Origin of the sequence: Psychrobacillus sp. FSL K6-2836 (genome assembly GCF_038003085.1) — a bacterium.
Classification (GTDB): domain Bacteria; phylum Bacillota; class Bacilli; order Bacillales_A; family Planococcaceae; genus Psychrobacillus.
Genome location: NZ_JBBOOM010000001.1, coordinates 1271461 through 1294903, shown reverse-complemented (window position 1 = coordinate 1294903; position 23443 = coordinate 1271461). Strand labels below are relative to the sequence as shown.

The 23443-nt window shown below is 33.1% G+C and carries 21 protein-coding genes and 1 pseudogene; 17 read left to right on the top strand and 5 right to left on the bottom strand.

What is annotated here, in order from left to right; translation table 11 throughout:
• Positions 1–8 precede the first annotated feature (8 nt).
• From MKY37_RS06080 to MKY37_RS06040, 9 genes are read left to right on the top strand one after another with little or no spacing between them, the layout of a single operon-like run.
• The gene (locus tag MKY37_RS06080) at positions 9–1073 is read left to right on the top strand and encodes a hypothetical protein (RefSeq protein WP_340774907.1); all 1065 of its coding nucleotides are present in this window, start codon (positions 9–11) and stop codon (positions 1071–1073) included.
• Complete coding sequence (locus MKY37_RS06075; protein ID WP_340774905.1) at positions 1070–2329, top strand: hypothetical protein; 1260 nt, start codon at positions 1070–1072, stop codon at positions 2327–2329. The genes MKY37_RS06080 and MKY37_RS06075 overlap by 4 nt, the downstream gene beginning before the upstream one ends.
• Before the next feature lie 42 nt (positions 2330–2371).
• Complete coding sequence (locus MKY37_RS06070; RefSeq protein WP_340779851.1) at positions 2372–3439, top strand: glycosyltransferase family 4 protein; 1068 nt, start codon at positions 2372–2374, stop codon at positions 3437–3439.
• An 18-nt stretch (positions 3440–3457) separates the two neighbouring features.
• The gene (locus MKY37_RS06065; protein ID WP_340774902.1) at positions 3458–4567 is read left to right on the top strand and encodes a DegT/DnrJ/EryC1/StrS family aminotransferase; all 1110 of its coding nucleotides are present in this window, start codon (positions 3458–3460) and stop codon (positions 4565–4567) included.
• Positions 4564–5637 carry a non-hydrolyzing UDP-N-acetylglucosamine 2-epimerase gene (gene wecB, locus MKY37_RS06060; RefSeq protein WP_340774900.1) on the top strand — a complete coding sequence of 358 codons (1074 nt, stop codon included), beginning with the start codon at positions 4564–4566 and terminating at the stop codon, positions 5635–5637. The genes MKY37_RS06065 and wecB overlap by 4 nt, the downstream gene beginning before the upstream one ends.
• A 55-nt stretch (positions 5638–5692) precedes the next feature.
• Positions 5693–6397, top strand: coding sequence for a DapH/DapD/GlmU-related protein (locus tag MKY37_RS06055; RefSeq protein ID WP_340774898.1), 705 nt, complete (start codon positions 5693–5695; stop codon positions 6395–6397).
• Positions 6398–6409: 12 nt separating this feature from the next.
• Entirely contained in the window at positions 6410–7627 is a 1218-nt protein-coding gene (locus MKY37_RS06050) for a glycosyltransferase family 4 protein (RefSeq protein ID WP_340774896.1), read from the top strand.
• Between the two features lie 28 nt (positions 7628–7655).
• Entirely contained in the window at positions 7656–8639 is a 984-nt protein-coding gene (locus MKY37_RS06045; protein WP_340774894.1) for a hypothetical protein, read from the top strand.
• A complete protein-coding gene (locus tag MKY37_RS06040) occupies positions 8578–9252 on the top strand; it encodes a sugar transferase (protein WP_340774892.1) in 675 nt (224 codons plus the stop codon). The genes MKY37_RS06045 and MKY37_RS06040 overlap by 62 nt, the downstream gene beginning before the upstream one ends.
• A gap of 241 nt (positions 9253–9493) precedes the next feature.
• Here MKY37_RS06040 and MKY37_RS06035 read toward each other — a convergent pair whose 3' ends face one another.
• Positions 9494–10561, bottom strand: a complete 1068-nt coding sequence (locus tag MKY37_RS06035) for a hypothetical protein (protein WP_340774890.1) — start codon at positions 10559–10561, stop codon at positions 9494–9496.
• A 163-nt stretch (positions 10562–10724) separates the two neighbouring features.
• On the opposite strand from MKY37_RS06035, the gene MKY37_RS06030 reads away from it, so the two are divergent.
• Positions 10725–12185 carry an MBOAT family O-acyltransferase gene (locus MKY37_RS06030; RefSeq protein ID WP_340774887.1) on the top strand — a complete coding sequence of 487 codons (1461 nt, stop codon included), beginning with the start codon at positions 10725–10727 and terminating at the stop codon, positions 12183–12185.
• A gap of 672 nt (positions 12186–12857) precedes the next feature.
• On the opposite strand, the gene MKY37_RS06025 is transcribed toward MKY37_RS06030, so the two are convergent.
• Positions 12858–13568: a GntR family transcriptional regulator gene (locus MKY37_RS06025; RefSeq protein ID WP_340774884.1), complete on the bottom strand. Its 711-nt coding sequence runs from the start codon at positions 13566–13568 to the stop codon at positions 12858–12860.
• Positions 13569–13687: 119 nt separating this feature from the next.
• On the opposite strand from MKY37_RS06025, the gene MKY37_RS06020 reads away from it, so the two are divergent.
• The 5 genes from MKY37_RS06020 (at position 13688) to MKY37_RS06000 (ending at position 19531) form a co-directional block, all read left to right on the top strand.
• Positions 13688–14461 (top strand): enoyl-CoA hydratase/isomerase family protein, encoded by a 774-nt coding sequence (locus MKY37_RS06020; RefSeq protein WP_340774881.1) that lies wholly within the window; start codon positions 13688–13690, stop codon positions 14459–14461.
• 3 nt (positions 14462–14464) lie between these two features.
• Positions 14465–15547, top strand: a complete 1083-nt coding sequence (locus tag MKY37_RS06015; protein ID WP_340774879.1) for an ATP-grasp domain-containing protein — start codon at positions 14465–14467, stop codon at positions 15545–15547.
• Between the two features lie 4 nt (positions 15548–15551).
• Positions 15552–16427: a succinate--CoA ligase subunit alpha gene (locus tag MKY37_RS06010; protein WP_340774877.1), complete on the top strand. Its 876-nt coding sequence runs from the start codon at positions 15552–15554 to the stop codon at positions 16425–16427.
• A gap of 188 nt (positions 16428–16615) precedes the next feature.
• Positions 16616–18517, top strand: a complete 1902-nt coding sequence (locus MKY37_RS06005; protein ID WP_340774874.1) for a TRAP transporter permease — start codon at positions 16616–16618, stop codon at positions 18515–18517.
• A 21-nt stretch (positions 18518–18538) separates the two neighbouring features.
• Entirely contained in the window at positions 18539–19531 is a 993-nt protein-coding gene (locus tag MKY37_RS06000) for a TAXI family TRAP transporter solute-binding subunit (RefSeq protein WP_340774873.1), read from the top strand.
• A gap of 759 nt (positions 19532–20290) precedes the next feature.
• Here MKY37_RS06000 and MKY37_RS05995 read toward each other — a convergent pair.
• Positions 20291–21160 carry a helix-turn-helix transcriptional regulator gene (locus MKY37_RS05995; RefSeq protein WP_340774871.1) on the bottom strand — a complete coding sequence of 290 codons (870 nt, stop codon included), beginning with the start codon at positions 21158–21160 and terminating at the stop codon, positions 20291–20293.
• A 98-nt stretch (positions 21161–21258) separates the two neighbouring features.
• On the opposite strand from MKY37_RS05995, the gene MKY37_RS05990 reads away from it, so the two are divergent.
• Together MKY37_RS05990 and MKY37_RS05985 are read left to right on the top strand one after the other, a co-directional pair.
• Positions 21259–21924 carry a hypothetical protein gene (locus MKY37_RS05990; RefSeq protein WP_340774869.1) on the top strand — a complete coding sequence of 222 codons (666 nt, stop codon included), beginning with the start codon at positions 21259–21261 and terminating at the stop codon, positions 21922–21924.
• 196 nt (positions 21925–22120) lie between these two features.
• A pseudogene (locus tag MKY37_RS05985) lies at positions 22121–22286 on the top strand (tyrosine-type recombinase/integrase); the annotation flags it as partial.
• A 69-nt stretch (positions 22287–22355) separates the two neighbouring features.
• Here MKY37_RS05985 and MKY37_RS05980 read toward each other — a convergent pair.
• Positions 22356–22670 carry a hypothetical protein gene (locus MKY37_RS05980; RefSeq protein WP_340774866.1) on the bottom strand — a complete coding sequence of 105 codons (315 nt, stop codon included), beginning with the start codon at positions 22668–22670 and terminating at the stop codon, positions 22356–22358.
• A 385-nt stretch (positions 22671–23055) separates the two neighbouring features.
• On the bottom strand, positions 23056–23376 hold the full coding sequence (locus MKY37_RS05975; RefSeq protein WP_053589111.1) for a MazG nucleotide pyrophosphohydrolase domain-containing protein: 321 nt from the start codon (positions 23374–23376) through the stop codon (positions 23056–23058).
• Between the last annotated feature and the right edge of the window lie 67 nt (positions 23377–23443).

Sequence of the window (23443 nt, the reverse complement as noted above, 5' to 3'; positions counted from 1 at the left end):
AATTGGAAATGGATGATGTTATTCAGGAATTAGAGCAAAATATTAAAACTTCAAGGCAATGGTTAGATCCCTATGATGCAGAGAAAATAAAAAATAGATATTTAAGAGGTTCGGCAAAAAGAATAGCATTATTTCAACCAAATATTTTTTATAAATTTAATATCTTCGAAAAGAATGTATGGGACGAGAACTATATTATGTTAGGTCAGGCCGCATTAAATTTCGATAGGAAAGATTTAGTAATAACTTGTTTGGAAAAACTGGACATTCCAACTAAAGAATATTGGGGATTACCAATAGATTGGCATTCAGGAAAATATATTTTCCATAAAGGCATGCTAATGTCAACGACCACTTCGGAATGCATCTTATTTTTATGTGAGGTTTATAATACTTATCCAGACTTAATTGAAAAAAAATATTTAATGAAATTAGCAAAAAAAATATTAATATCTCTAAATAAAAATATAATCAATAGTGGAGATGAATATTTATATAGCTATACACCTATTGATAAATATCAAGTTTTTAATTCCAACTTATTAGTTGCCGCTGCTATAGGAGTAATTGGGAAAATCGTAGAAGACTGCAACTTAATAGACGAAGCAAAGAGAATTTATACTACTTGTGAAAAGTATTTACCTAAAGAAGGATATATTCCTTATTCAATATTCGGTTCCGAAAAAACTGCAGATGCATATCATCAATTATTTTCAATGAGGGCAGTATATTCTTTAAAAGAATACAATTTAGTTAACACGGTCCTACTAGAAAGAATCGAAAGTTACTTTTTTGAAAAGTTCTATTTAAACGGAAATGTAGTATTGAGGCCAGAAAGTAATACTTTGGATTTACAACCTTTTTCTGAAGCATTGAGATATTTCGGTATAAGTAAAAATCTGATGAAATTCAAAGAATTATATGAATCGAGATTTAGTTTAATGAAAAAAGATCGTTATATTCAAAGAGTATGGAGATATAATTCAAAAATAAAAATTAAATCAAATGTTTGTCACTCCAGACAGGGGTATTTAAGGCTTCTTCTAGCTTTAAGTTATAAAGCGAGACTATGAATTATAAATTACTATTAAGAGACGCAAGTTTAACCCTATTTACACAAATAATAACAGCCGTGAGTGGTGTACTAGTTATGTTTATTATTTCGAGAAAATTTGGTTTAGAGTCTTACGGGGAATTTTATTTAGTTAAAAGGGTATCCGATGTTTTATGGCTGTTCTTTCTTTTGGGTATGACGGTTAGTATTCCGAGAAACAAAGCATTTATTGATAAAACAAGAAGCAAGGGTTCAGCAGAATTTTCATTCTTAGTATTTCCCATAATTTCTACGTTTCTTTACATACTATTTTCGAATGAATTATTAGCTTTATTTCTAAAAGATTTAAAAAACGAATTAGATTTAATAGTTTCTTTATTAATTATTGGAATGGTATTTTATTCAACAGTTGTAAGTTATCTGAGAGCCATTGCGAAGTTCATAATATTAAACATTAATACTTTCATAAACTTTTCAATCATTCCCCTTATTCCTTTACTGTATGCAAATAATATTATATCTTATCTTAAAATATATTCATTGGTCCTACTGATTTTCAATGTAAGTATTTACATAATTATTTCACTTGTTTTACTTTTAAAATATCATCCCTTTAAACAGATTAACGAGAAAATAAAAGGACTAATGTTTTTTCTAAAGTATGGAACCCTACGTTTACCTGGATTATTTTTAGCGAGTTTAATATTTACATTGCCTATAACTATCTTAAATTACCTAGGATCTACTAGAGATATAGGGACTTTAGCTCAAATATTCCAGTTATTCGGAATAATAAGTATGCCCATTAATGCTTTAGGAATTATTTTGTTGCCGAACTTCTCTAAAATTATTGCGGTAGGAAATAGCCATTCATTGAATTTATTTATCAAAAGAGGTATAAAACTAACTTTTATTACTTCTAGCTTAATAGCATTAACATTATCTGTTTTTATTGAAGAGATAATCTATATAATCAATGGAGTATATATAGATTTTGAAAACCTTGTACTTGTAAAAATTTTGATTTTTACAATTGTTCCTTATTCAATATATAATTTTTTGAGAAATCCAATAGATGCGGCTCATGAGACTCCTTATTCAACTATTTTAGTATTATTTTCATTTATTTTAAGCACTTTAAGCATTTTAGTAATTTATAATTTTACTAAAATATTTAGTTTTAATTTAATTGTTTTGTTTACTACTTTGAATCTTTTTTTATTAGGAATAGGATCTCTAATTTATACACGAAAACTATATTTTACAAAGGTGTGATTTAAAATAGATAGAAAATTCGTTGTTTGTCATTTGACATCCGTGCATTCTCAGTATGATACAAGGATTTTCCTAAAGGAATGTCAGTCATTATTACAAGATGGATTCCAAGTAAATTATGTTGTTCCGGGAGTCGTGAACTCTATTAATGAAGGAGTGCATATTTATGGTGTTGAAAAAGGGGGAGGCCATCGTTTAGAGCGCATGACTAAAACTGTAAGAGCAGTTTATCGAAAAGCACTGGAAATTGACGCAGATTTATATCATTTTCATGATCCTGAGCTTATGCCAGTTGGTTTGATATTGAAGAAAAAAGGTAAAAAAGTTATATACGATATACATGAAGATCTACCTAGAGCACTTCTATCAAAAAGATGGATTAATCCATTCATAAGAAAGCCAATGGCGTGCTTTTTTGAAATATTCGAGAACTATGCCTCTAGGAAATTTGATTTCCTTATGACAGCAACTCCTTTTATTACAGAACGTTTTAAAAAGGTAAATCCTAATACAGTTAATATAAATAACTATCCATTACTTGGAGAACTACAAAGTTCTAGTTTTAAGAATATTATATTTAAACAAAAACAAGTTTGTTATGTTGGAGGATTGGGTCTAATTAGAGGCATACATCAGCTATTATTTGCTGCAGATTCTATAGAAGGAAAGATTCGCATTGCGGGTCCTATTAATCCTATAGAAATGGAAGAACAGTTAAAAACACACTCTAATATTGAATATATGGGATATTTAGATCGTGTAGAAGTAAAGAATCTTCTTGGTTCATCGATTGCTGGAATTGTTACTTTTTTGCCGGAGCCAAATCATATTAATGCACAGCCTAATAAGATGTTTGAATATATGTCTGCAGGGATTCCTGTAATTTGTTCAGACTTTCCACTCTGGCGTTCAATCATTGAAAAACATGATTGTGGTATATGTGTAGATCCAGAAAATCCAGAAGACATTGCGAAAGCTATTAATTATTTATTTGCGAATCCCCAAATTGCAGAACAAATGGGGCGGAATGGAAGAAATGCTGTTGAGACTGTATTTAACTGGGAGCAAGAAAGCGAAAAGTTAATTGAAGTATATAAGAAATTAATTTAATTATCTGGAGATGAGAATATGAAAATACAAATGCTTGATTTATCACAACAATATTTAACAATAAGAAAAGATGTCCTTTCAAAACTTGATGAGGTAATGTCTTCATCTCAATTCATACTTGGTAGTCATGTAAAACAAGTCGAAAATGATATTGCGAAAATGAGTAAAACAAAACATGGAATTGGCGTTGGAAACGGATCGGACGCTATCCATATCGCGCTTCAAGCGGCAGGTATAGGTGAAGGAGACGAAGTCCTTACAACATCATTTACTTTCTTTGCTACAGCAGGTGCAATTGTACGTGCAAATGCAAAACCGATATTTATTGATATCGATCCAGTTACATATAATATCGATCCTACAAAACTTGAAGCTGCAATTACTGGAAAAACAAAAGCAATTATTCCAGTACATTTATATGGGCAAATGGCAGATATGGATCTAATTATGGAAATTGCGAAGAAATATAATCTGCATGTTATTGAGGATGCTGCACAGGCGATTGGTTCAACATATAAAGGTAAACAAGTTGGTGAAATGAGTAGTGCTGCTACCTATAGCTTTTTCCCTACAAAGAACCTAGGAGCATATGGTGATGGTGGTATGGTCGTTTCAAATAACGATGAACTTGCAGAACAAGCGCGTGTAATTCGTGTGCATGGAAGTAAACCAAAATACCATCATCATGTATTAGGCTATAACAGTCGTTTAGATGAAATGCAAGCAGCCATTTTAACTGTGAAGCTCCCACATTTATCTACATGGACTGGAAATCGACGAGTTGCGGCAGCATACTACACTGAAAAACTGAATGCAGCGGTAAATGACCACGTTGTAACTCCTGTAGAAGTTGATGGTAATTATCATGCATTCCATCAATATACACTTCGTGTTGAAAAAAGAGATGAGTTAAAAGAATTTTTGAAAGAGCAAGGAATCGCAACTATGATTTATTATCCAATTCCCCTACATTTGCAACCAGTATTTAAGGATTTAGGTTATAAGGAAGGGGATTTACCTGAAACTGAAAAAGCTGCAAAAGAAGCTTTATCTTTACCGATGTTCCCTGAATTGAAGCGAGAACAACAAGATTATGTTATTCAGAAGATTGTGGAGTTCTATTCATGAAAAAGATATTAACAATTGCTGGTACTAGACCACAGTTAGTGAAGATTGCTGCTGTTTCAAGAGTTTTACGTGAATCATTTACAGAGGTACTTGTAAATACTGGACAACACTATGATTACAATATGGCAGGTGTATTTTTTTACGAGCTGAATATACCTCGCCCTGATTACGATCTAGGAATTGGTTCTGATTCCCATGGACGCCAAACAGGTAGAATGATGATTACTGTAGAAGAAGTTATAGAAAAAGAAAATCCTGATGCCATTCTAGTGTATGGCGATACTAATTCTACACTTGCAGGAGCAATAGTTGCTAGTAAGTTACATATACCTATCATTCATATCGAAGCAGGTCTTAGAAGCTACAATAAAGAAATGCCAGAGGAAATTAATAGAATTATGACTGATCATGTATCGACTTTATTATTTGCTCCATCTGATTTAGCGGTAGAGAATCTCTCGAAAGAGGGTATTATAGATGGAGTTCACAAGGTTGGAGATGTAATGTATGATGCGGTTCTTTTCAATATGGAGCTTGCAGAAAAAAAGCATTCTTTGAAAGATTATGATTTAAAAAGTAGAGAATACATTCTCGGAACAATTCATCGTGCAGATAATACGGATAATCCGAGAAGATTAGAAGCCATTTTAAGAGCTTTTAACTCACTTGATGGAACAGTATTTTTACCACTACATCCTAGAACGAAAAGTAAAATCGAGAGTTTCGGATTGGCGGAGTTATTAAATGAAGCTACGAATATTCGAATCTTGGAACCGATTTCTTATTTAGAAATGCTTTTATTAGAGAAACATGCAAGAGCAATCGTGACTGATTCAGGTGGTGTTCAAAAAGAGGCTTACTTTGCTAAAGTACCTTGTATTACATTACGTGATCAAACTGAATGGGTAGAAACTGTAGAAACAGGATGGAATAAATTAGTTAATCCATTGAAAGCAGACTTGTCTGACAAACTTTTAAAACTGACAGTAGGCAAACCAATCGATGATTTATATGGTGACGGTCAGGCAGCGAATAAGATTGTAACGATATTGAAAAGTCATTTTAAATAAAGTATAGGGCCAGTCTTAATTGAGACTGGCCTTCCTAAAAGGAGAAGTTAACTAGATGATTCAAAAAGGACAAAATGTAGTGATAGGTGAAAATGTAACTTTGGGTGAAAATGTAGTAGTTGGACATAATGTAGTAATCTATGAAGGTACAGAAATAGGTAATAATGTAATTATTCAAGATAACGCTGTAATAGGAAAACAACCCACACGTGCCAAGGCTTCTATTTTGCCTAAGGTAAAGAAACTAACAGCTACTAAAATTGGTTCTGGGGTAACGGTTGGTACTTCAGCTATTATTTATGCAAATGCAGAAATAGGTAATGATGTATTTATTGCAGATTTAGCAACTGTCCGTGAACGTGTAACGGTAGGCGAGAAAACTATCGTTGGCCGTGGTGTTGCAGTAGAGAATGATTGTACAGTAGGCAAGAACTGTAAACTAGAAACAAACTGTTACATAACAGCTTATTCGGATTTAGGAGATTATGTATTTGTAGCTCCTTATGTAGTTACAACAAATGATAATTATATGGCTCGTGGGAAAGAAAGACTTGATAAATTTAAAGGAGTAACAATTAAAGACGGAGGGCGTATCGGTGCAAACGCTACAATCCTTCCTGGAAAAACAATTTTTGAAGATGGAGCAGTAGCAGCAGGCAGTATAGTTACCCGAGATGTTAGCTCTGAGAGTCTTGTAGTAGGAGCACCAGCAAGAGAATTACGAAAGGTTCCTAATGAGCAATTATTAAGGAATCAGTGAGGACGACTATTAATGAATATATGGATTTTTAATCATTATGTGGCTGCGCCAGGAGATTTCGGAATTACGAGGCATTTAGATTTAGCAAGAGAACTTAAATCCAAAAAACATAATGTTACAATTTTTGCTTCATCTTATAACCATTGGGAAAGAAAAGAAAAGAAAGTTTTTCCTACAGGAGAAAAGTATTTAGTTGAATATATTGATGGTATAAGATTTGTATGGGTTAAAACTAAACCTTATAATAATAATGGTTATTCCAGAATTCTCAATATACTTTCCTACTGGTGGAATTTAAAGTCGGTAAAATACAATCAATTTAATGAAAAACCTGATATTGTTTTAGGATCTATTATGCATCATTTAGCAGGATGGGTTGCATATAAAATAGCTAAAAAATATAAAGCAAAGTTTGTATTCGAAGAACGCGATTTATGGCCAGAATCTTTGATTCATCTAGCCGGTGTGTCAAGGAAAAACCCAATAGTAAAGATTCTTGCGAGATATGAAACTTTTATGTATGAGAAAGCCTCTAAAATTATTGTTTTATTTGACAAAGCTCCGGAATATGTAAAATCAAAAGGAATTGAGGAAAAAAAAATAGTTTATCTTCCAAATGGTGCGGATATAAAAAGAAATAACTATATAAAAAAAATAGATATATTGGAAGAACATATAGATATTTTAAAAAGTAAAACTGTTATTGGTTATACAGGTTCTTTGAGTTTAGCAAATAACATGGATAGAATACTTGAAATAGCTAATAGGATGAAAAATGATAAAGAATATCTTTTTGTTTTTGTAGGGGAAGGTTCATACAAAAAAAATTTAATATCAGAAGTCTCAAATAAGGGATTAAATAATTGTTTGTTTTTCCCACCGGTCTCAAAAGAGGATTTACCATCGGTATTGGCTTATTTTGATTATGGAATTATGTCTCTGAAGCATAGTCCATTATATGATTTTGGTTTTAGTTTAAATAAATTATATGATTATATGTCTGCTGATTTACCAATCATCATTGATACAAGTATAGAAGATAACATAGTAAAGAATTATAATTTAGGAATCTCGGGAAATAATTTAGATGATATTATATTTCTAATTAAAACAATTGAAAAAGAGCAATATCAAAAAATGAAGAAAAACTCAAAAGCTTATTTTCTCGAAAATCATGATTGGGCAGTTTTAGGAAATAAATTTGAACGTGAAGTGATGGAAATACTATAATATATTATTAGAATGGACGTAACATACATTGTGCATAAATACAATAGATTTTAATGAATATATGTACTTATTTGTCAGTACAACAGCAAAACATAAATCTTCTATACTTAGACTGCCAGACAGAGAGTTGTCAAATGGAAAGTCCTTAAACTATTTAATAACGAATGAAGAATATGCAGTGGAGTTATTCAAACAAGTTGATGGTTTGATTCCCACGGTTATTATTGATGCTGAGTTAAAACAGGATATCGATCTCTTTTCGATTGCAAAAAAATACATAAAGAAATCCAGTATATACATGAATAAACCAAATGATCTTACTATGGAATCAGCTGATGTTTTACTACAGCAGCATTTTGACAGAGAATTAATTGGGAAAAAAGCTTTGATAATTGGTACTGGAAACATCTCTTTTAAACTAGCATTACGATTAGCTGAACGGAATGTACAAGTATTTATTGATGGACGAAATGCAAGTAAAGTAACAAAGGTCGTGGAAACAATAAATATGATATTACCTGCATACAGCAAATATAAAGTTAAAAAGTTTGAATTAAACTGTTTTGATGGAGGTTTGGATGCCGTCATACCCTTCGTATCAGCAGAAAAGGTCGTTCCGGATTCTTATGCGGTCTTATTACACGAATTCTCTATTTCTGTTGATGGAGGGATTGGTAACTTTTCGGAGGAATATATTGCTGTGGCATTAAAAAAGAAATCAAAGGTAATCAGATTAGATGTCCGAATTGCATTGCCTTTTGCGAATGCATCTTTAAAAACTTTATCACCAAGTTTTAGTTTCTTCGAAAATATTAGTGGTGAAAGAATGATAGAAAATATGAATATAGTTGCGGGAGGAATAATTGGCTCTGAAGGAACCATTATTGTGGATCAAATTAAAAATCCTCAACAAATAATAGGTGTAGCCAATGGATACGGGGGGGTAAAACATGAAAATACACTATCAGCAGGTGAAAGAAGTAGAATTGAGAAACTCAGAGAGAAGCTTTAATAAAGCTATAAAAAGAGTATTCGACATTTTATTCAGCATAGCTGTGATAATCATGGTTAGTCCTATCTTAATTATTGTAGCTATGTTGGTGAAATTGGAGGATGGAGGACCAATTTTATTTAAACAATTAAGAGCAGGGAAAAATGGTACTCCCTTTTATATTTTTAAGTTTCGTTCTATGAAAATGTTGAAGCATCAAAAGAAAAATATAGAGAATCCTTATAATTGGCCAAATCGTGTTCCAGATGATTTCGTATTTAAAACTACAAATGGAGAAAATTCAAATGTAACGAAAATAGGAATGTTCATCCGAAAATTTAGCTTGGACGAACTTCCACAGTTTTTTAATGTATTAAAAGGTGAAATGAGTATTGTTGGACCTAGACCTGAAATTATTGAAATTACAAACTGCTACGATGACCATCAATCACAGAGATTACTTGTTAAGCCGGGAATTACAGGATGGGCTCAAGTAAATGGGCGAAGCGATATGAATCATGGAAGAAAAGTCGAATTAGATTTATATTACGTACAAAATATAGGATTTAGTCAAGACATTAAAATAGTACTTATGACAATGACACAGACTGTCTTTGGTAAAGGATCTATTTGATTCGGTAAAAAAGCGTTGTGTAATAAAAAACTGAACAATTCTGATCATTCACTACAATTTAAAGTAAGATACAAAAGTTAAATTCATATAAAGAGGCTGTTCTCATTTGATTGACGTGTCCCTTTGTTAGAACCAATGAAAAAGAGAGAATTGCTTCCGCAATTCTCTCTTTGACCTTTTTGTCCACTGCCTTTAATACATCGTAGTTGCAGGTTTGCTTTATGTAGCAATTCGTTATTTCTTAATACTTCGGTTGGAATGCTTGAACTTCATTTTTTAGATCTGTTAAGTAAGTATCTATATTTTCGCTTGTGACAATGGTTAGGATTTCTTCGTTTTTCATAGATCCGTCTAGATGAGCTACGAATATGTCACCTAAGTTTGGATAGAAGTGAAGTTCATCAAACCAATAAGTCGGATCTATCGTATATTCATTTACTGAATGGAAGCTATAGACCTGTCCATAGACCTCTACCATTTCTTCAAACCATCTTTCATAGGCTTCCAACTGATTTGGATTTGCTAAATATTCCTTTAATCGAACTGCACTCATAGGATCCGTGAATGGGATAATTTTTGAGTCAGTGTGTTCGTCTCGAATCGTTTCTAGTATTGCTTTGTATTGATCATTATAAGGTATTTCCTTAGTTGAATAGATAGTATCAGGATCTGGAATGGAAAGTCTAAAAAGGTCATTTATCTTTGGATTTACATAGGTTGTCGATACCTCATTCGCACGATTATAGGTGCGATATCCCTCGTGAAATTCGCCTAACGAATAGTCTTTGTTCTCACTGGCTTTTTTATATGTATCGTATGAAAATAAGGACTTATATTTATAAAAAAATGCATTTGCAGTGTCGAATGCTTCCTCAGGCTTCACATATGTAGAATCTTCGGCAGGAGGCGCAAATGAATTAAAATACAACTCCATATAGATTTGATCGAAATCTTCTCCTTTTTGATCTTCCGCATACGAAATATAGTCATTATAATCTTGTATAGTTAGAGCACTTAAACCGTAATTATATACTTTGGAGTTTTCAAAGCCGGACTGATTCATATATGTTACTCGACTTGTTCCTATTAAAAGATCGTCATAATTCTTCATAGGACGATTTGTTATATAGTTTGTCTTTTGCTGTCTTTCATCAAAACCAACCTGAATCGTATTATATTCATTGTCATGTGTAAAGTTCCATAAAGGATCAACTGTGTAAGAAGTATATATTTGATATCCAAAAATAGACGTAAATAATATTAGAAAAGTTATTAAGCTAGTTAATAACCATTTAGCATAGGGACTCATAAAATAACTCCTTTCTGACATGCTGTTAAATTGGACATACTCTTTACTATAATGATTTAACACCAGTTAATAAAGTCCAGATGAACTTATTTATCATAAAAGTGTTATAATATCAAAGTTCATTTGTTCTAATTTATCATGTATGTATTAAAGGAAGGTATATATGCTATTTAATTCATTTAATTTTATATTTTTATTTTTGCCGGTTACATTTGGTCTCTATTTCTTACTACATAAAATTAAATTATCTAAATGGGCAATTGCATTTCTATTAACGGCATCATTAGTCTTTTATGGTATCTGGAATCCTATTTACCTCGTACTGATCATAAGTTCCATGGTATTTAACTTTGGAGTAGCTTATTTTCTTATGAAAACGAATGTTGTACATATAAGAAAAATTATATTAGCAATAGGTATTGGTGGAAATATTGCTTTACTTGGTTATTTCAAGTACTATGACTTCTTCGCTTCGAATATTAACTGGTTATTTAATACGGATATTGCGATGAAAAACTTGTTATTACCTTTAGCAATCAGTTTCTTTACATTCCAACAAATTGCGTTTTTAGTGGATAGTTATAGAAATGAGACAAAGAAATATAGTTTTATCACATATAGCTTATTTATAACATTTTTCCCACAGTTAATCGCGGGACCTATAGTTAATCATCAAGAGTTAATACCTCAGTTAGAAAATAAAAAGAATTACTTCGTTAATATGGAGAATATTGCAAAGGGTGTATTTATCTTTTCGGTAGGATTAGCTAAAAAGGTAGCAATTGCAGATACATTTGCTATTTGGGCAAATGATGGGTATGCAAATGTAGAAGCATTGAACTTTATGGAAGCGTGGGTTACTTCTCTATCTTATACGATGCAGCTATACTTCGATTTCAGTGGTTATTCGGATATGGCAATCGGACTAGCGTTAATATTTAACATTAAATTACCACTAAACTTTTACTCTCCTTATAAAAGTAGGAATATTCAAGAATTCTGGAAAAGCTGGCATATGACCTTAAATCGATTTCTCACTAACTATTTGTATTTCCCGCTAGGAGGGAGTAAAAGAGGGGCAGTCCGCACCTATGTGAATATTCTCATCATCTTCTTTATAAGTGGGATTTGGCATGGGGCTGGATGGACTTTCGTCATTTGGGGACTTTTACATGGTTTAGTCTCGGTAATTGTGCGGTTCTGGAGCAAACTAAATATCCAACTTCCTTATTTAGCTGCATGGTTAATAAACTTACTCTTTGTGCATTTTGCCTGGGTATATTTCAGAGCAAGCAGCGTTGGTCAGGCCCATGATTTACTAGGGAAAATGTTTACGCCAGACGGCTCTATTTTACAGTTTTTCCAGCAACCATTATTCCAGTTTGGGACTTGGCCAACATTCGACTTCTTAGGCATCATGTGGTTTACCAATCCAATGACTATATTTGCTTTCCTATTACTAGGATGTATCATCGCCTTTTGTTTGCCGAACTCCATCCAATTATTAGAAAAGTTTAAGCCGAATATGTTTTATGTGATGTTAGTAAATGTTTGTATTATTAGTACACTTTTGGCTGTCTATTTATTGAATAAAAACAGTGAATTCCTGTATTTTAATTTTTAGTTGAACTTATCAACTAACGTTATTGTTAGTTTGCTATTCGTGAAAATTCTATTCCATTGACTAAACTTCTGGTTTGAAGTAACTATCAAACTCTACTTCTCATAAAACTCCTCGTGTTCTTTAAAATGTTGTGTTAGATATAATTCTATACGATTTTTATAATTGATTAGTTAGGAGGCAGCATGTACACTCGTTAAAAATAATCGAATAGAAAAGGTAAGGGAAGAAAAGGAAAATATTGTTCAATTTATCTGTCCAAAATGTAATGTAGAAATGACAAAGAAGATGAAAGTACGGTTTGTTTTGTAAGACCATTTAGGTTATGTATTGCAATTTCATAAGAACTTATAAGAATCCTCAATCTAGAAATTGTTGGATTCTTTTTTTATAAATATGAATTGTTTAAGCTTCATAGGTCACAGTGGGCACCACATCATAGAAATTAAGAAAAGCAAGCTTCGAATCCAGATGACCTCGAAGCTTCTTTATATGTAATAGGGGTAGTTAATACAGGTCCTTTTAAATCTAACTACTGGTCTTCATATTTTTGAGAAAATATGAACAATAATACTATATAAAAGATAGAGTAGGTTCAAGAAAAGCTTGTGTATCTACTCTATCTTTAAGTAATTGCCATATAAAATCGTAATTCACTCATCTAAAAATAAAAAATTAATCGTAACTATAGGCTGATTTGTATTTCCATTTATCTGTTAAAGTATAAAAAATATCTACATTAAAAACTCTTTGTGTGTCACTTTGGGATATTCTAGATCCTTTTAATAACGGCGTTCCTATAGTTACTTGTAATTGCTTACTTAAATATTCATCTGCAATAACAGCTTCAATTGTATCCACCGCTGTTACCAATCGTATATTAGTTTGTTCTACTAATAGTTGTTGGATAGAACTAAAATGGAGATTTTTTTCGAAAATACTATAAGGTATATCCTTACTGATATAATGCTCCATATAGAAGATGGGTTTTTCGTCTAAGTATCTTATTCTTTGTAAGTAAATGACATCATTCGAGACTGTATTGAAAAGAGATGAATATTCGCTAGACTGTTTTATTTGTAAATCAATAGTTTTAGCAGATATTTTACCCCATTCTAAATTATAGCTTTCTCTAAAACCACTCATATTAATCCAATCCTCTTGAGGTTTACGATCCGCCACTATAGAGCCTTTTCCTTGCAGTTTATATATGTATCCATCGTTTTCAAGTTGTTGCAAGGCCTGTCTTATAGGTGTACGACTTACTGCGAATAGTTTTTCCATTTCACTTTCGGAGGGCAAAACGTCTCCACTTAAATACTTATTTAAATTGATATCTTGAAGAATGGCCTCGTATATCCTTTGATGAGCGGATATCTTTCTCATGAAAATCACTCCATTATTAAAATTTTCTAAATATATTGACTTAATGGAACTCAACTTGTTATTATAAGTATCATAAGTTCATAAACTTATAATATCACATACAAGGGGAGAATAAAATTATGTTTGAAAACATTTTATGTAATCTTGAGGACGGTATTTATACAATTACAATTAACAGAGAAAATACTTACAATTCTTTAAGTACTAAAACTAAGGTTGAAATTGCACAAGCTTTTCAAAATGCTGACTTGGATAAAAATGCGAAAGTAATTATTATAACGGGGGCTGGAAATAAATCATTCTGCTCAGGTCAAGACTTGTCGGAAAGCCAAGGATTAAATGAAGAAGAAGCTGAAAATTGGATTAATGAGTTTGATAATTTATATAGAGTTATTCGTAAGGTGAAAAAACCTATCATTGCAGCTGTAAATGGATTTGCAACTGGTTCTGGACTACAGCTTGCTTTACTAGCAGACATTCGTATTTCCTCCGATACAGCTAAATACGGAATGACAGAGGTGAATGTAGGCTTACCTTGTGTCATAGGAAGTACGATGTTTTGGGAAGTCATGGGTAAATCAAGAACTATCGATTTAATATTAACAGGTAGACTACTAGAAGCAAGAGAAGCAGAGCAATATGGACTAATAACTAGAATTGTACCTGCGGCTGATTTAACTAATGCTAGTAAAATTTTAGCGAAAGAATTAGCAGAGAAACCACCCACTGCTATTTCAATTAACAAACGTAGATTCAACCAGTTGAGTGAACATGAATTTAATACTTGTATGAATTATGCTGTAGAAGCACACACAATTGGCTATAGTTCAGGGGAACCACAGGCTAAAATGATTGAATTCTTTGAAAAAAGAAAAGTAAAACAGAGGTCTTAAAATATGAAATTATTTGAATATGAAGGTAAACAACTTCTGAGTAAATATGGAATAACCATACCTGATGGCTTTTTAAGTAAAGAATTACCTAATGATATTCAATATCCGTTAATAGCTAAGGTGCAAGTTCTTACTGGTGGGAGAGGAAAACTAGGTGGAATTATTAAAGTTCATGACCCATCTCAGTATGAAAACACGATTAATAAATTACAATCAATGACCTTAAAAGGAGAAAATGTTACCGAAGTTTATATGGAGACACCAGTGGATTATGAAAGTGAGATCTATGTTTCTCTTTCAATAGATAGAAACCGCAAAATACCTGTACTATTAATAAGCAAATTTGGCGGAGTTGATATTGAAGTTGTAAATAAAGAAAATCTTTTATTGCTTCCGATTAATCCATTATTAGGATTACAACCATACATGCTAAAACAGGCAGCGCTATTTACTGGATTAAATGATTCCAAACTGTCTGACCTTTTAACTAAAGTGTGGATTGTATTCAAAGAGCGTGAAGCAACTTTAGTTGAAATTAATCCGTTGTTTTTAATGTCGAACGGTGATTTTATAGCTGGTGATGCAAAAATCATTTTAGATAATGCAGAAAGTGTATCTGATATCAAATTGTTGGAGAGAAGTGTTAACGGCTTCGAAGGGAAGTGCCTTGCATTAAATACTGTGGGGGTTTTATTAGAGGGCGATACTGCCGTAATTACTAGTGGTGCAGGATTAGGGATGGCTACTTTTGACATGCTGAGTGAAAGTGGTCATGATATTCTTGCTTTGGTAGATTTAGGAGGTCATGTTATTCACGATGAAAAAGGAGCACAAGGGTTATTAAGTGAGTTAAAGAAACTTAAACCAAAGCGTTATTTTTTCAACTTCTATTTTCAGGTAGCTAGCTGTAATGTCTTAGCTGAAGCAATAGCGAACCAACTAGGAAATGAGCCAACGGATGTAGTTATACGGATGAATGGAAGGGATTATGAAAGGGCTTTCAAAGTTTTGGAACAGTATAACAATATTGCAGTAACCAAATCTTTGCCTGAAGCTAAAAAACTACTGGATATAAAGGTAGGTTAAACTAATGGCGATAATTGTAGATTCTAATTCAAAAGTAATTATTCAAGGTATTACAGGAAAAGTTGGTCAATCTTTTGTGGAACGTATGCTATTTTATAATACTCCGTTAGTGGCTGGTGTAACACCAGGAAAAGAAGGCCAGATTGTTCTTGGAGTTCCCGTATACGATAGTGTACAGAAAGCAGTAAATATTACTAATGCTGACACGTCATTTATCAGTGTGCAACCGAAATTAGTGAAACAAGCAGTTTTGGAGGCTGTGGATGCAGGTATAAAAGTTATAGTTATATATTCTGAAGGTGTTCCGGTACATGATAGTATGGAATTTGTTCAATATGCGAAACTTCATGGAACAATGGTTTTTGGTCCAAACTCGGCAGGCGTTGTATCAGCTGGTATGACTAATATTAGTGATATACATGACTCAATTCTAGAACCGGGCAATATAGGAATTGTTTCAAGAAGTGGAACTTTGACATATGAGGTTATTGAAATGTTAAAAGAAAATGGATTAGGAACAAGTACAGTTGCTTGTTTAGGTGGTGATCCTGTAGTTGGTATGCAGCATGCAGACGTATTAAGGTTATTTGAAAATGATCCAGATACAAAAGCTGTTGTGTATGTTGGTGAAATTGGGGGAAATGATGAGCTTGAGTCCGCTTCAGTTATAAAGCACATGACTAAACCTGTCTTTTCTTTTATAGCTGGAATGTATGCTCCTGAAGATAAACGAATGGGTCATGCAGGAGCAATTATTAGTAATGAAAGCGAAACTGCTATCAAGAAACAAGAAATTTTAAAATCTGCAGGAGCGATTACTTTAAGACTAATTACCGATCTAGAGCAGGTAGCTGCTAAACTAAGAGTCTCTAGTACCTAAAATTTTTCGAATAGACTGCCATGTATTTTTAGTAAAACTGTTAGCTATGTGCAACAACTAAAATTGTTGGTTACCAATCTTAAGGGAAAAAAACAATAATATACCCCTTCAAGATTGGTGGTCAACAATCTATTCTGCCTATTTAAATGGAATCTGTTAAAAGAAAAATAAGAAATGGGGGTTCTGCTATGCGTGAATTACGAGGAAAGATAATAATTTTAATTGCTTTATGGGCATCTGTTACTGTTTTTTTTCACGTTTATACTGCCGTTTTTGGAACCCTAGAACCAAGACTACAACGTTCTGTACATGTATTATTATTGTTACCCCTAGTATTTTTAGTGTTTCCGGCTAATAAGAAAAATTCTAGCGATAATCCAAGTATACTAGACTGGATATTATCTGTAATATCACTATTTCCAAGTCTATATCTGATTTTAAACAATGAAAGAATATCTAATAGAATTGAGCAAGTAACAGAATTAACGACAACTGAGTTTATATTAGGATTTTCCTTAATAGTGCTTGTTATCGAAGCTAGTAGACGAGCAGTCTCTCTGTCCTTTGCTATTGTAGTTAGCATATTACTTAGTTACTTATTTATTGGACCTTTTTTGCCAGGTTCATTTACAACACGTTCGTTAGGATTAGAGCGTATTGTAGAGATTATGTATTTGTCCTCCCATGATGGCATTTATGGATTTCTTACTGGTATATCTAGTAACATTATCTTTATTTTTATCATTTTTGCAGCTATTATGGTTTATTCTGGTGTCGGAAATTTCTTTATGGATATTTCAGTTTTACTTGCTGGTCGTTATAGAGGAGGACCTGCTAAAATTACTGTTTTTTCTAGTGCGTTATTCGGAAGTATAAGTGGAAGTTCTGTATCAGATATTTATGCAACTGGAAGTTTCTCCATTCCTTTAATGAAGAAAATAGGATACTCACCAGTAAAGGCAGGTGCAATTGAAGCAGTTTCAAGTGCTGGAGGACCTATGTTACCACCAGTCATGGGAGCAGGTGCATTTATTATGGCTGAAATGACAGCTACTCCTTATACTGAAATCATAAAGATGGCCATATTAGCAGCATTGATATATTACATAGGTGTTCTTGCTATGGTACATTTTGAAGCTGTTTCTATGAATTTAAAGCCTTCCACAGATAAATCAACTACCTTTAAGTCAGTATTAATCCAGTTGCCATATATAATTCCATTTGGCGTATTAATTTATTTCTTATTTAATGGATCTTCACCTTCTAATAGTGCGGCGTACGGTTTGGTTGCGATGTTAGTGCTATGGTCTTTGACAAAGGTGAATAGATTGAATTTTAAAAAGTTAATAGAAAGTTTTATATATGCAGTTCAAATGGGGACCGTTATTATTTCTGCTTTGGCAGGAGCCAGTATCATTGTAACAGTAATAAACCAGTCTGGACTAGCCTTGACTCTTGGTAGTATTATTACACAGTTTTCTATGGGGTATATGTGGTTAGCTCTTATTCTAGTAATGATTGCTACAATTATATTGGGAGCTGGTATACCTACAACAGCAGCATACGTAATTACCGCAACAGTTTCTGCTACAGCGCTTACAGGATTTGGCATTGAGTTGACGACAGTACATTTGTTTATCTTTTACTTTGCAATTTTAGCGGACATTACTCCTCCTGTGGGTGTAACAGCTTTCTCAGCCGCCAATGTTGCTAACTCTCCACCAATGAAAACTGCTTTATATTCCGTGAAATATGCTTTTGCCGGGTTTTTAGTACCTTTTATTTTTGTTTATAACCCAGCTCTATTATTAAAAGATGGATTTACTTTCTGGGATAGTGCTTGGATATTCCTTATTGCTGCATTGAGTGTTATTGCATTGGCTTCCAGTATGATAGGGGTATTCTTTGTGAAATTCTCTATGCCGATGAGGTTATTAATAGCTTTCGTTGCATTAGTTAGTATCACACCAAATAAGTTCGTCAACATATTGAGTATCGTTGTTCTTCTTATTATATTTGCATTTAATTTTATGAAAAGTAAGAGGGAGTCAAGTATAGAGCTTAAAGAAAGTAGTTTATTAAAAGCATAATCTTGGATAGGGGGAGCAAGTATGAAAAAAAAATTATTAATCTTAATACTATTCGTTATTTCAGCTGTTTTGGTAGGATGCAGTAGTGAGAATGCTGAGTCAAATGGAAGCCAAAGTTTGACGTGGGCTTCAGGTGCACAGGGCGGTGGATGGTACACGATGGCTGGAGGTATTAGTTCTCTTATTAAAGAAGAAAATGGGATCAATATTAGTACTATTCCAGGGGGTTCACTACAAAATATGCCCTTTATAGCTAAAAATGAGGCCCAGTTAGCATGGATGCAACCACCATTTATACAAGCTGGTATTGAAGGTGCAGAGCCATTTGATCAGAAATTCGATAAAGTATCAATAATAGGAAATGGATTTGGGACGAATCATTTCCATTTTGTTATTAACGAGAAATCACCATATAACTCAATCGACGAAATCTTCAAAGACTTGAAAAACGTCAGCATTGCAGTAACACCAGTGAATAACTCAGATGAATGGGTATTTAAAAAAGTTCTGGAATTTTATAAAACCGACTATGATGAAATAAAAGCTGCGGGAGGAAAAATTATTCATGGTAGTTATCAAGAACAAACAGATGCATTAAGGAATGGTAATATCGAGTCTGTTTTTTCTCAACTATCCTTACCAGCAGCCTCTATTACTGAAGCATCCGTAAGTAAAAAAATTAAAATTTTGCCTTTGTCTGAGGAACTAATTTCGTATTTAGAACAATTTGGGTTAGATAGTAATACCATTCCGGCAGGTACTTATCAAGATGTTGTGAATGGTAATGAAGATATTAAAACTGCTTCTATGGGGAATGTTTTAACAGTAAATAGCGATTTAGACGAAGAAACAGTATATAATATTACAAAAACAATTAATGAAAATACTGATAAGTTAATAAACATTCATGCATCACTGTCTGTTTATGATCCTAAAAATGCAATCTTAAATCTTACAGCACCATTACATCCTGGCGCTGAAAAATACTATAAAGAAAAAGGCTACTTAAAATGATTATTTTTTTCCTATCGACAGATAAAAATACTGTCGGTAGGCTTTTTTATTTATAAAAATTAAGCGTTCTCTGTGTAAGAAACAATTCTATACTGTTCCGACAACAGACTACAATTCCCTTTGTCTTAGGGTAATCTTTTATAATTCAATGCCCGTCCATCAAGAAACTGATGAACGAGCATTTGTTGACTTTGGAACAAAGATTGATTAAAACGCAGCTATAAATGACGATTCTTATAGAAATCTTAGCCCCTATACCCTACAACAAATCCCATAAGGTTGCCTCCATCGCATGTGTGAACAAATTGTTAAAGACGATTTTCTTTCTTGTAACACATAATCAAAACTATGACTACAGGTTAGCCCCCTAGTATAGCCATAGCCCCAATTTAACATATTCAAGCCTTGTGAAAAAACGAAAAGTCATAAGGCTTATTTGGTGTGGATTAACAATCAAAAGTTTTATAATGCATGAATGTTCATGAAATAGTTTCTTCAGATGAAATGAGATAAATATTCTAAGATACTTGACTAATCGTAAGAAAAGCTACCTTTATAGGCAGCCATTTGTTTAACTAAAGCACGCAGCCCAGAATAGCTGCACCAATGAGGTCTTTTTGCATGGCAGAATACGCCTCTGATTACGCAGAACAAATTACAGCAAGATTTGGAAAGTCTTTTTAAACCTTGAATGTTATCTTTTTATCATCAATAAAAAATATATACCAAGACTGGAGGAGTAAAAAGACAAAACGGATATTAACAATCTGAATCAATGGGGTGATTTTTGATTGGTACGTATATGTGATAGGCAGAATCAAGATTGTGAATATTCTCAAAAACTTGAATAAGTTCAATATTAGAATTCACCGCTTCTTGTTTTGAAATTTTTAAAAATCTAGCAAAGTCAGTAATCAAGACATCTCCTATGTCGAGTAGATCACCAAAATATTTGAATTTAGCACAAAAGATTTGTGGTACATCAATGGTAAAGTAATAGGGTTTATCAATTTGAATATCATGGGGAATCCCAAACAAAACTTTGAATTGAGTTGAATTAGGTTGACAGTTTGAATAGATGACATAACAGGCTCCATTGATGGCTCTATCTATGTTGTTTAAAAGCATTTTGGAATGCGAGCGAATTTTTTCCTTATAATCTTCAGTTGCTAGGTCAACTTCAAATGCAATCCCGCATACTCGAACAGCTTTGAATTCTTTAAGGGTAAAATCGGTGACAATATCACCATTGATGTTTTTAATCGGTCTTTTAACAATTGATGGAATAGGCACTAGAGGTATCGTCTCATTTTTTTTCTTGAGTAAGCTTGGTGCTATACCGTATTGGCTTTTAAAAGCACGGGAGAAGGACGATGGAGTTCCAAAGTTAAGTTGATACGCAATATCTGTCAAGGATAGGTTTTCGTTTTGAATTAATTTTACGGAAGCATTTAATCTTCTAGATAGTAAGTATTGGTTAAATGAACAACCCATCATTGCAGAAAAAAGTCTATGAAAATAGAATTTAGAGAGGTTGAATCTACTTGCAACAGAATCCAATGAAAGTGATTCCTCTATATTATTCTCAATGTAAATTAATGCCTTTTCAATTACTTCATAATGTTCCATCTCATCACCTTATATCAAGTTTTTATCTATAAATTTCCTAATCAGTTTAACATATGAAGTTAGAAAGTAATAATTATTTTTTTGAGGGAGGTAAACACATGAACAAACATAAAAAAGAGGAAAACAAATGGAAAGTCAAGGGAACAGATCTCATCCGGTGGTTAGGCTTATTTGCAATAATGGCTGGGATCCTATACATCGTCATTCAATTCATCCATCCATCAGATAATATAACATCAGTCAACTCAAGCAAATGGGTAATGGTTGCGTGCTTGACCATGGCTATGTCCCTCTTCAGCTTGATAGGAATTATAGGGATTTATACTAAACAAGTAGAGGAGACCGGTTGGCTTGGTCTAATCGGATTTGTAATCTTTAGTCTGTTTTGGTTAGTTTCAATGACTTTTAGTTTCAATGAAGCATTTGTATTGCCGTTAATCACAAATGATGCTCCTAAATTTGTGGAGGGTATAGTAGGACTCTTTGGTGAAAACAAAAGCGAGGTTAATCTTGGGATTTTCACGGTATTAGCACCGATAGCTGGATTGCTCTATATGCTTGGTGGTCTCTTACTTGGTATTGCGACTTTTCGTGCTAGAGTCTTGCCACGGTTGGCGGGTGTCTTGCTTTCCTTCGCTGCTGTAGTGACTCTCGTTGCTGCAATCATTCCTCACCCGTTTGATCGAATATTGGCGGTACCAATGGGATTAGCTTTAATTTGGTTGGGATATGTTGTTTGGTCGGACACAAGAGAAGCACCGTAAAATATCTCATATCGCCATTAGATAAGTTAAGGTGAAAGAAGGGCAAGTATTCCTCAGCTACCTTAGATGGAAAAAAAGAATTAACTAAATGATTCACTCTAAAATGAATGAAAGTACTTTAGAAAAGGAAAATGACTAGCCTTTCGACTAGTATACAAATAGGCCATCGAAATGATAGTCTTGCTAAACTCAAGCGCACCAACATAGACACAGCTACGCAACTCACTTGATGAATAGTGGAGCTCCTATTGAAGTCATACAAAGTCTTATGGGACAGTGAGAAGAGTGAAACCATCAAGATCTATGCTCAGCTAAACGGAAGGTTAAGAAAAGAGTATTATCCGAAGTACTTTTACATTTAAAAGGGGCTATCGTCTTAAAAGACGTAGCTCTATTTGACTCAAGCACCCGTTAGTTGAATAAGAACCTTATTACCAATCTGGTCCATCGTTAATATCACCCACTTTAAGTTTAAATGCATTAGAATCTAGATTATTCTTTTTAACTGTCTCAAAGAAAATTGATTTTACCTTTTCTTGTTCGGATTCAGTAGCATCTTTATTGTTTAAGACATATTTCACATGTACATCATCCACAGAATTTGCCATAACCATTGTCTGAAATTCGTAACCCTTTTTCACTAATTCATCATCTACTTGTTTAATTATTCCACTATCTCCGTAGATGAAATTTTCAATCTCAGCCGTTTTTTCTGCTTGTTCCTCGGGACTTAACATAGGTGGCACTTCAGATGTATCTCCTTTTGACGAGGCATTATTGATAAATAGAAAGGTTATAACAAATAAAAATACAATAGTCCCAATTAATGTGATTTTACTCTTTTTCAGTTAGACACTTCCTTTTTAATTTAAGTATATGCCTGTATAAGTGGTCGAAAACCACTTAAAACGAGTTATTGACCATAACTGGGTCTTTATTTGAATAAGAAAAAAGGCTTTACTCCTTCTTGAAGTAAAGCACCCGTTAGTGTAAGTACACTTCTTCACAATCTCTACTTTTAAACATTAGTATCCAAATTATCTTCCAAGTGTTATTAAATTATCTGGCCCAATTCAAAAAGACGCACTTACTCAAGAAATGCGCCCTATTGTTGAAAAAAGATTTATTTGCCTAATCATTAGAATAACGGTCTGAGAGTTTCTTTTTATGTGACTGAAACACTTCTTCTAGTGGGATATTGTACTTGTTTGCAATCACAATTAAATTACCCAGTACATCTCCTAACTCTTCAGTTAACTCCTGTTTATTTTCCTCATAAGAGCCCCTTATTTCATCAGGCCTATCCCTACCAATCTCAAGAGCTCTTATAGCTCGTGCAACCTCGCCCGTTTCTTCTGCTAAAAAGCCAATACGAATAAATATGTCTAACTCAGACCAGCCCCTACTTTCATAATAATCCTTTACCCATTGTTGAAATTCAGTTACATTCATTTTCATCTAACCTCCAATTCAATACCTTAAGTTTAACAAAAAAATGAAAGTATTATATAATCTTTAA